The 9,201-nt window shown below is 61.8% G+C and carries 11 protein-coding genes and 1 pseudogene; 6 read left to right on the forward strand and 6 right to left on the reverse strand.

The annotated features are described in order from the left end of the window. Positions 1-637: cadherin-like domain-containing protein (locus Q8K05_RS15635; RefSeq protein WP_305247544.1), on the reverse strand; the 637-nt coding region annotated here is incomplete at its 3' end. 73 nt (positions 638-710) lie between these two features. Beyond that, positions 711-998, reverse strand: a complete 288-nt coding sequence (locus Q8K05_RS15640; protein ID WP_305247545.1) for a PilZ domain-containing protein — start codon at positions 996-998, stop codon at positions 711-713. A 432-nt stretch (positions 999-1,430) separates the two neighbouring features. On the opposite strand from Q8K05_RS15640, the gene Q8K05_RS15645 reads away from it, so the two are divergent. The 4 genes from Q8K05_RS15645 (at position 1,431) to Q8K05_RS15660 (ending at position 5,322) form a co-directional block, all read left to right on the forward strand. Beyond that, positions 1,431-2,111, forward strand: a complete 681-nt coding sequence (locus Q8K05_RS15645; protein ID WP_305247546.1) for a response regulator transcription factor — start codon at positions 1,431-1,433, stop codon at positions 2,109-2,111. A 578-nt stretch (positions 2,112-2,689) separates the two neighbouring features. After that, positions 2,690-3,601, forward strand: a complete 912-nt coding sequence (locus Q8K05_RS15650; RefSeq protein ID WP_305247547.1) for a dienelactone hydrolase family protein — start codon at positions 2,690-2,692, stop codon at positions 3,599-3,601. 231 nt (positions 3,602-3,832) lie between these two features. Continuing rightward, complete coding sequence (locus Q8K05_RS15655) at positions 3,833-4,627, forward strand: ZIP family metal transporter (protein WP_305247548.1); 795 nt, start codon at positions 3,833-3,835, stop codon at positions 4,625-4,627. A gap of 125 nt (positions 4,628-4,752) precedes the next feature. Then, a complete protein-coding gene (locus tag Q8K05_RS15660) occupies positions 4,753-5,322 on the forward strand; it encodes a hemerythrin domain-containing protein (protein ID WP_305247549.1) in 570 nt (189 codons plus the stop codon). Between the two features lie 63 nt (positions 5,323-5,385). Here Q8K05_RS15660 and Q8K05_RS15665 read toward each other — a convergent pair whose 3' ends face one another. Beyond that, entirely contained in the window at positions 5,386-6,270 is an 885-nt protein-coding gene (locus Q8K05_RS15665) for a LysR family transcriptional regulator (RefSeq protein ID WP_305247550.1), read from the reverse strand. Positions 6,271-6,411: 141 nt separating this feature from the next. On the opposite strand from Q8K05_RS15665, the gene Q8K05_RS15670 reads away from it, so the two are divergent. Next, positions 6,412-6,687 (forward strand): zf-TFIIB domain-containing protein, encoded by a 276-nt coding sequence (locus Q8K05_RS15670; protein WP_305247551.1) that lies wholly within the window; start codon positions 6,412-6,414, stop codon positions 6,685-6,687. A gap of 67 nt (positions 6,688-6,754) precedes the next feature. Next, entirely contained in the window at positions 6,755-7,192 is a 438-nt protein-coding gene (locus Q8K05_RS15675; RefSeq protein ID WP_305247552.1) for a TerB family tellurite resistance protein, read from the forward strand. Between the two features lie 58 nt (positions 7,193-7,250). Here the strand turns inward: Q8K05_RS15675 and fahA are convergent, their stop codons facing one another. The 3 genes and pseudogenes from fahA to Q8K05_RS15690 form a co-directional block, all read right to left on the reverse strand. Further along, positions 7,251-8,540 (reverse strand): fumarylacetoacetase, encoded by a 1,290-nt coding sequence (gene fahA / locus Q8K05_RS15680; RefSeq protein WP_305247553.1) that lies wholly within the window; start codon positions 8,538-8,540, stop codon positions 7,251-7,253. Then, positions 8,537-9,076, reverse strand: coding sequence for a VOC family protein (locus tag Q8K05_RS15685; protein ID WP_305247554.1), 540 nt, complete (start codon positions 9,074-9,076; stop codon positions 8,537-8,539). The genes fahA and Q8K05_RS15685 overlap by 4 nt, the downstream gene beginning before the upstream one ends. Positions 9,077-9,081: 5 nt before the next feature. Beyond that, a pseudogene (locus tag Q8K05_RS15690) lies at positions 9,082-9,201 on the reverse strand (4-hydroxyphenylpyruvate dioxygenase); the annotation flags it as partial.

Genomic DNA, 9,201 nt, shown 5'->3' on the forward strand with positions numbered 1-9,201 from the left:
CGTTGAAGTTGGCGCTCGGGGTGATCGTGAACGTGCCGTTGCCGTTGTTGACCACCGCGCCGTTGCTGGCGCTCAGGCCCGACACCGACAGCGTGTCGCCGTCCACGTCGGTGAAGCCGGCCAGCAGGTTGGCGGCGCTGACGATGTAGGCGGTGTCCTCGGTGCCAGCGGCCAGCGTGGCCGAGGCCGTGCCGGTCGTGGCATCGTTCGCGCCAGTAACGGTGAAGGTAACCTTTGCCCAGCTCAGGGTGCCGTTGCCGAGTTGGATCGAGTAGACGAAGGCTTCGGTGATCGTTTCTCCTGCTGCAAGACTTGCAATGCTCTGCCCTCCGAGCGAATGGGAGATGTCGAGTTGAATCTTTCCGTTAACGATCTGAATCCTGTTGCCGCTTGGCAGGGTCTCCCAGCTCGCATTCACGTTGTTGGTCAGCAGATCATTCAGAAAACCCGCGCTACCGTCGTCGATCGAGAATAACTTCTTCGCGTTACCGCCAAGGTCATTTGACATCACGTCGAGTGTCACGACCTGGTTCGCGTCGTTGTACGCCGCCAGAGCCAGAAGTTCCTCCTGCGTGTAGCTGAAGGTGTCGTCGCCCGCTTGGGGGGTTTTTGTGAAGGATGTACTGCTGACTGCCATGATGACCTCCTGAATTAACTATTAAGAAAAGCATTGCAAAGGTTGCCTGGTAGCAATCCGTCAATCAAACACTTCACTCCACCGGCGCCAGCCGCGAGACCAGGAACTTGAGCGCCACGCCGGTCTTGTCGCCCCTGGGTTCAATGCGGACGATCTCGCATTGCGCCTTGAACTTCATCAGCCCGCTGTGCCAGTCAAACTCGATTTCGAAATCAATCAAGCTGCCCGCCCGCTGCTCGCGATCCGCCTCGAAAAACAGGCCGGATGCGCTGATGTCGCGCGTCATGCCTTGGCGCCCATTTTCGAGCTGCAAGGGCAGGGCAATGCACTCACGGGGTTCGCTGCGGTGCTCTGTGAACATGGCATCAGTGTGCCCACGCCGCATGTTTCCCGCATGGGCGGTGTCTCTCTTTTTTTCCAGGAGCTTGTCATGAATGATTCCAATGATGTCCAGGACAAATATCCCGGGAGGCGCGTGGACGCAATGCAATGATGTGTCTTTACATTTTGAAACCTTTGCTATGATGTAAGGGCATTTCCTTTTGCCCTGGAAACGGCAGTTGGCCGCTTGATTACTTTGGTAAACCTGCATGAAATCCAGCTTTTTCGCCTTCAACCACCTTCACCTTTCGGGTGAGAGCGCTACGGACCCGATGGCGCTGCGCTGGCTATGCCATACGGCGTTACGCCGCCTTGCGGGCAGTAGCCCACTGCGTCGCCTGGTCTTGTCTGGAAAACCACTCACAGCACCCTCGGGCGCATCCAACTGCGGTTTCCAGGGTTGCAGAATCGCATGCTGAACGTCCATACCCCTCCCATCCAGGTATGCCTGGTGGCCTTGCCCCTGACGGCGTGGGGCCTGGCGCGCCTGGTGCAGACGGCGCATCCTCTGCTGGAGCTGGCAGGCGTGGCGGCCTCGGTGGCCGAAAGCCTGCTGCTGCTGAATCGGCAGGCGCCGCCGGACGTGGTGGTGCTTGATCTGGACGGTGAGGACGGCACCGGTTCGCTGGTCGTCCTGCACGCGCAGACGCGCGCCAAGGTCTTGGTGGTGAGCGGCTCGCGCGACGCGGCCTTGCACGACAGCGTGGTGCTGGCCGGGGCGTGTGGGGTGGTGCAAAAGCACGAGTCGCCTTCCATCCTGCTCAAGGCGATCGAGAAGGTGCACGAGGGCGAACTCTGGATTGACCGCGGCGCCACCAGCCGCATCTTCATGGAGTTGATCCGGCAAAAAGCCGCCCATGTCAAGGATCCGGAGAAGCAAAAAATCGCAATGCTGACGGTTCGCGAGCGTCAAGCCATTGCAGCCATGGCCAGCGATGCCTCGGCCCAGGGCAAGGTGTTTGCCGAGCGCCTGAACATCAGCGAGCACACGCTGCGCAACCACCTGACCTCGATTTACAGCAAGCTGGGCTTGTCCAGCCGCCTGGAGCTTTACGCTTACGCGCACAAGCACGGTTTGAACCAGGCCGGATGAAGCGTTTGGTTACATTTTTGACCGTTTGGGTTATATCGTTGACCTGTCCGGCCTTTTCGGCGCTCAAGGCACGGCGGCCGACCCGATAAACCGGGTGCAGCAGGTGCTCAACGACGAGCTGGTGTTTGAAGTGCCCGTGGCGGAAGTCAAATGGGTCTGGCTTGATGCATGGCCGGGTGGACGAGATCGATCGGTTTTGGGCCCAACTGGGAAAAAGCGCGCGGAGGAACGATCTGGTCGGTGGCCGGGAAAATTTCCAAACAGTCCGAGGCGTTTGAGCTGTTTCCCCTGCGACATCATTTACGCGCTCGGGCACCGCCTGAAAATGTCGGGCCCGTCGTCAAGGGGGACGCGATTGAGTGCCACATCAACGGGTTGGCCCGAGCTCAGCGTCAAATTCTTTTGAACCGCCGGGCGGGGGCTGGCGGCAAGATGCACTCAGGAGAGGCGACATAGCAGCAGAGGCTGAATACCCATGGGTATTTCCCTGAACTGGCAAAAGCTTGTATGACCGACTAGACTTCAATTGTTTGCTTCGAGCTCCCCTTCATTCCACTGCCCTTATTGAGGACATCACCATGCTGAACAACGACCAAAAAAACGACTTTAATGCCTTGCTGCCCGGCCAAAGCACCGAAGCCGGGGCCAGCCGCCGCACCGCCCTGAAAGCCGCGCTGGGCGTGGGTTACGCCGCTGCAGCCCTGCCCATCATGGCGCAAACCGCCATCAAAACATCGGCAGATGGCCTTAAAACCGGCGAAACGACGTTTGAAGTCAATGGCTTCAAGGTGCCTGCGTTTTACGCCGCTCCTGCCGGTAAAACCGATCTGCCGGTAATTCTGGTGATTCAGGAAATCTTTGGCGTGCACGAATACATTGCCGACACTTGCCGCCGCTTTGCCAAGGCCGGTTACCTGGCCATAGCGCCTGAACTGTATGCGCGCCAGGGCGACCCGAGCAAATATGGCGAAATGGCCAAGCTCATGTCGGAAGTGGTCTCCAGGGTGCCCGATGCGCAAGTCATGGCCGACCTGGACGGCGCCGTGAAGTGGGCCGGGGCCAACGGCGGCAACACCCGAAAAGTCGGCATTACCGGCTTTTGCTGGGGCGGCCGCATCACCTGGCTGTATGCCGAGTACAGCAAAAACGTCAAGGCCGGCGTGGCCTGGTATGGCCGCCTGGTCGGCACCCCTTCGGCGCTGATCCCCCAGCACCCGCTGGACCTGGCGGCCAGCCTCAAGGCACCGGTGCTGGGGCTGTACGGCGGGCAGGATGGCGGTATTCCGGTCACCACCATCAACCAGATGAAGGACGCGCTGGCGCAAGCGGGTAAAAAGAGCAACGCTGCCGCCAGGGCCTCGGAGTTTGTGGTTTACCCCGATGCTCCGCACGCTTTTCACGCCGACTACCGGCCCAGCTACCGCAAAGAGGCCGCAGAAGACGGCTTCAAGCGCGCGCTGGCGTGGTTCAAAACCCACGGTGTTGTCTGAACCCTCCCCTTGAGGGTGCTTTCATCAGCGCCAGCCGCCTCAACGCACGGGAGGCGGCTTTTTTATGCGTACCGCTGACACGCGGGATAATACGAACGCAATCCCCGGCCCTCGGCAGTCATGCCTCGCCCGGGGTTTTGTGATTTGCGGCGCAAGCACAGCCAAGGTATTAGCGCCATATTTTCTTAATAATTAAGGGCTCTAGCCCAATCGGGACGGGCGCAAGACGCTATGACTTTAGTAGCAATTTTGTTCGGAACCCTGACCGCCGGCATCGGCAGCGTATGGCTGGCGGCGCTGCTCAGCTTTGGCGTGCTGGCCCGCTACACCCAGCACATGCTCAGCCTGGCCGCCGGGGCGCTGCTGGCGACGGCCTTCATGCACCTGCTGCCCGAGGCGTTTGAAAGCCAGGCCGGCGCCCACGCCTTGTTCACCACACTGCTGGTGGGGCTGGTGTTCTTTTTTCTGCTGGACAAGGCAGAACTGTGGCACCACGGGCATGAACACCATGCGCCCGTGCACGCGGAAGGCGATGCCCATCTGCATCACGCACACGGCCACAGCCACGATGCGAAAAGTGGCGGCTGGGCCATATTGGCCGGCGACAGCGTGCACGCCTTTGGCGACGGCATTCTGATTGCCTCGGCCTTCATGGCCGACCTGCGCCTGGGCGTTGTCGCCGCGTTGGCCGTGCTGGTGCATGAAGTGCCGCACCACATGGGCGACCTGATGGTGCTGCGCCAGACCTCCAACAACCGGCGTGTAGCCGTGGTCAAGGTGACGCTTGCGGGCGCCGTCACCGCGCTGGGTGGCGTGGTTGGCTACGCGCTGGTCGACCAGCTTTACGACTACCTGCCGTTCTTTTTGGTCATAGCCTCCAGCAGCTTTGTCTATGTCGCGCTGGCCGACTTGATTCCGCAGCTGCAAAAGCGCGTGAGCGCCAGAGAAACTGCAGCGCAGATTGCCTGGCTGGCGATTGGTATTGGGCTGGTGACCTTGATCAGTGGTATTGCCCGTTCGCATTAAGTGCCGCAGTAAGGCGGCTCATTGCAGGAAATTTGACGTGGGTCATGACTGGCTCGGCCCGGTGCCGGCATCCTTGGAAGGCATTTTTAAAAAATTACCAGGAGATCGCCATCAAACACACCAGCATGCAAATCATTCGCGACGAGCATTCGTCCTTGGCCGCCATGCTGCGTTCCATGAGCCTGATGGTGGAGCGTGGTCCGGTTGACAATCCGCAGCAGTTCTTCGATGTACTGCGTGCCATGCTGTTTTATATCGACGAATTTCCTGAACGCCTGCACCACCCCAAAGAGTCCGACCTGCTGTTTCCGCGTGTCGTGCGGGCGGCCCCTTCGGTCATGGATGCGGTGGAGCGGCTGGAGCGTGACCACATGGACGGTGAGAAAGCCGTGCGCGAACTGCAGCACCTGCTGCTGGCCTGGGAGCTGCTGGGCGAGCCACGCAGACCCGCCTTTGCTGAGCAGTGCAAGCGCTATGTGGACTTCTACCTGGAGCACATGCGGCTGGAAGAAACCGTGATCCTGCCCGAAGCCGAGAAGATGCTCAGTGAGGACGACTGGAAAGAGCTGGATGCGGCGTTCGAGAAAAACTGCGACCCGCTGTCGGGCAAGTACCCGCCGGACCCGGACTATGACCGCCTCTTCACGCGCATCGTGATGCGGGCGCCAGCCCCGATCGGACTGGGCGACGCCTGAGCGTCTGCCGCAGCCGCTCAGGCTGGACCGCAGGCAGTGGCGGCGCCGCCGGTTGGGCTGCCTTTAGTGCTTGGCGGCAAGTAATTTCTGGACCAGCGGGTGCAGTACTTTTTTGTGGGCTGCAATCGCAAAAAAATGCTCCTCTACCCCCTCGCAGCCACCCACCCGCTCAACGCCATAGCGGCCTGCCAGTGCGTCGTGAACCAGCTCAGCCGCCGGAAAGACGCCCATGCCGGCAGCGCCAAAGGTTTCGAGCAGGGCGCTGTCCTCGAACTCGCCCACGACGTTGGGCCGGACTGCCATGCGCTCAAACCAGTGGTCCAGCCTGGGACGCACGGCGGCATGCATGGTGGGGAGCAGCACGGGAACCGTGGCCAATGAGTGCGGAAAGTCGCGTTGCGCCGCCGCCAGTAGAGACGCTGGCGCATACCAGGCCAGTGTGGATGCGCCCAGTGCATGGCTGTAAACCTTCAGGTTGGGATTGGGCGGGGCGATCCGGTCGGCCAGCACCACATCAAGCCGGTGCAGGGCCAGGTCGCCCAGCAAATCTTCGAATTCGTCTTCGTGGCATAGCAGGCGTAGCTTGGGCTCCAGCATCACCGGCTGCATTAGCAGCCTGACGATCTGCTTGGGCAGCCCTTCGGAAATGCCGACGGCCAGCCGCACCGTGGGTGAGCCGAGCGCATCGCGAAGCACCGCCGGCAATTGTTCGCCAAGCTGAAAGATCTGTTCGGCCTGCCGCATGGCCGCCACGCCCGCTTCGGTCAGCGCCACGCCGCGTCCGGCGGGTTTGAGCAAGGCGTAGCCGAGCGAGCGCTCCAGTTCGCGGACCTGTGTGCTGACGGTCTGCACGGCTATGTCCAGACGCTCGGCCGCGCGCGCCATGCCGCCTTCCTTGGCGACCACCCAGAAGTAGTAGAGGTGCCGGTAGCTGAAACTGGTGCTCATGTTCAGTTATTTCAGAAGATTAATTCAACAATTGTCTGCTTTTTATGGGATACAAAGTGCCGTATTCTTCGCTTCTCCAACGGTTTTGCAGCCTGTTCAGGTCTGGCGGACCGGATCAATCCACTTTTTAAGGAACCCACCATGAAATGCCCCTCCTGCCCCGATACCACCCTGGTGATGACCGACCGCCAGGGCGTGGAGATTGACTACTGCCCCCAGTGCCGCGGCGTCTGGCTCGACCGCGGCGAGCTCGACAAGCTGATCGATCGCGCCGCTGCACCTGCAGCAGCAGAACCAGCATCCCGGCACGACCGGGCGCCGTCGTCGACGCCTGACTTTGTGGATTCCGACTACCGCGACAGCGCCAGGTATCCCGCCCGGCGGAAAAAATCGTGGTTGAGCGAAATTTTTGACTGATTCCGCGCCATCCCCGCCACCCAATGCACCGGGTTTTTGCTCTATCCATTGACTGAAAGGCTTACCCATGATGCGAACTTACCCACGCAACAGCCCCCAGGCGGCAGCCCGCATCCTGGCGCTGGCAATGCTGGCTGATGGCCACCTGTGCAACCGCGAGTTGGCCGCGCTCAAGCGGCTGGGCGCGCACGAATTGCTTGGCCTGCAGGCCCATGAGTTGCATGCGGTCGTGCATGAATTTCGTGAAGACCTGCTCGCCTGCGGCGGCATGCGTTGGGCCGAGGCCTGCCTGATGGATCCCCGAAGGCTCAGACAACTGATGGACGAGGTGGATGACCCTGACCTGCGCCTGAAGGTGTTGGGCCTGTGCGTCTCGCTGATCGAGGCTGACCAGCAGCTGGCCGACAGCGAACGCATTGTGTTTGCTGCGGCGGTAGAGCACTGGGGCCTGCACGGCAGCGCGACGTCGCCGGCGCTGACGGCACAGGGGTGGCGCAACAGCTGACGCGCATGCCCACCCTGCCGTCCCTGGCGCGCGTGAAAAGCAGCCCCGCGTTATGGCGTTAAACGGTAAGGGCAGGCAGCACCGTGCCCCGGCATTCGCCAAAGCCGATGCGGCGAAACCCTTCGCGCTGGGCGTAGCCGCGCAGCATCACGGTGTCGCCATCTTCGAGCCAGCTGCGCGCCTCGCCATTGGACAACGCAAAGGGCCGCTTGCCGCCCGCGCTCAGCTCCATCAAGGAGCCGCCTTGTTCCGGTCGGGGTCCCGAGAGGGTGCCCGAACCCAACAGGTCGCCCGCGCGCAGGTTGCAGCCATTGACCGTGTGGTGGGCCACCAGCTGGGCCACGGTCCAGTAGGCATCGCGGTAGTTGGACCTTGAAATGCGGTCGCCGGCGTGGCCTGCGGCGCGCATCTGCGCCGTTTGCAGCCACACTTCGAGCTCAATATTGATGGCGCCCTGCGCCCGGTTGGCGGGGGAATCGAGGTAAGCCAGCGGTTCAGGGTCACCCTCTGGCCGGGTGAACGGCACGCGAAACGGCGCCAGCGCATCGAGCGTCACGACCCAGGGGGCGAGCGTGCTGGCAAAGTTTTTCGACAGGAACGGCCCCAGCGGCTGGTACTCCCAGGCCTGGATGTCGCGGGCGCTCCAGTCATTGAACAGGCTCACGCCGAACACATGGTCTTCGGCCTCAAGCATGGCAATCGGCTCGCCCAGAACGTTGGGCCGCGCTACCAGCATGGCGAGCTCCAGCTCGTAGTCCAGCCGCCGGCAGGGGCCCACGCTGGGCGCCTCCTGGTCAGGTGCCTTGGTCTGTCCCTTGGGCCGACGAAAGCTGTGGCCACTGGGCACAATGCTGGAGGCCCGCCCGTGGTAACCAATTGGCACCCATTTGTAATTGGGCAGCAAGGGGTTGTCGGGCCGCAGCTGCTTGCCAATGGTGGTGGCGTGGTGGACGCTGGTGTAGAAATCGGTGTAGTCGCCAATCTGGCAGGGCAGGCCCAGCTCGACCTGGGACTGCGCATGCAGCGCCGCCTTGAACGTCGCTTGCTGCGGGCTGCCCGCGCGCAAGCCTTCCGAGAGGGCCTGGCGCACACCGCGGCGAACCTCGGGCAACAGACGCATGAGCCGGTTCATGTCGCTGCTGTCGATCACCCGGGCGGCGCGCAGGTCCAGCACCTGGTCGCCAATCGCCACGCCGATGCGCCAGTCGCCGTCCCCAAATCCTTGGCCCTCGGTGCGAAAGCGGCCAAACGGCAGGTTTTGAATCGGGAAATCGGTGCCGGGGTCGTTGGCCGATTCGACCCAGCTTTGCAGCGCCGGGTCGTGGGTGTCATCAAGAACAATACTCATTGCTTGAACTCGCGCTCGTGCAGGAAGGCGCCCTGCTTGGGCGCGCGTTTGGTCTGCGACCATTCTTCGAGCATCTCCCACTTCACGGCGTCCAGCCGCTGGATCATGGCTTGCTCTTCGGGGTCCGGGCAGGCCAGCTCCAGGCGGTGGCCGTTCGGATCAAAGAAATAAATCGAGTGAAACGCGCCGTGGTCGGTCACGCCCAGCACCTCGACGCCGTTGGCTTCCAGGTGCGCCCTGAATTCCAGCAGCTCGGCCCTGTCCTTGACCCTGAAGGCGATGTGCTGCACCCAGGCCGGCGTGTTGGGGTCGCGCCCCATGGGCGGCTGCGTCGGCAGCTCGAAAAAAGCCAGCACGTTGCCCTGGCCGGCGTCCAGAAACACATGCATGTAGGGGTCGGGCGCCTTGGTCGAAGGCACATGGTCTTCGGCGATCGCCAGCACAAAGTCCATGTTGAGCATTTTTTGATACCAGAGCACGGTCTCTTTGGCGTCCTTGCAGCGGTAGGCGACGTGGTGAATACGGTCGATTTTCATGGGTTTCATGCCTCCACGGTCAGTGCGCCGCGCTGGATCTGGTCGCGCTCCAGCGACTCGAACAGCGCCTTGAAATTGCCTTCGCCAAAGCCCTCGTCGCCCTTGCGCTGGATGAACTCAAAGAA

The sequence above is a fragment of the Polaromonas sp. genome (assembly GCF_030682935.1).
Taxonomy (GTDB): domain Bacteria; phylum Pseudomonadota; class Gammaproteobacteria; order Burkholderiales; family Burkholderiaceae_C; genus Polaromonas.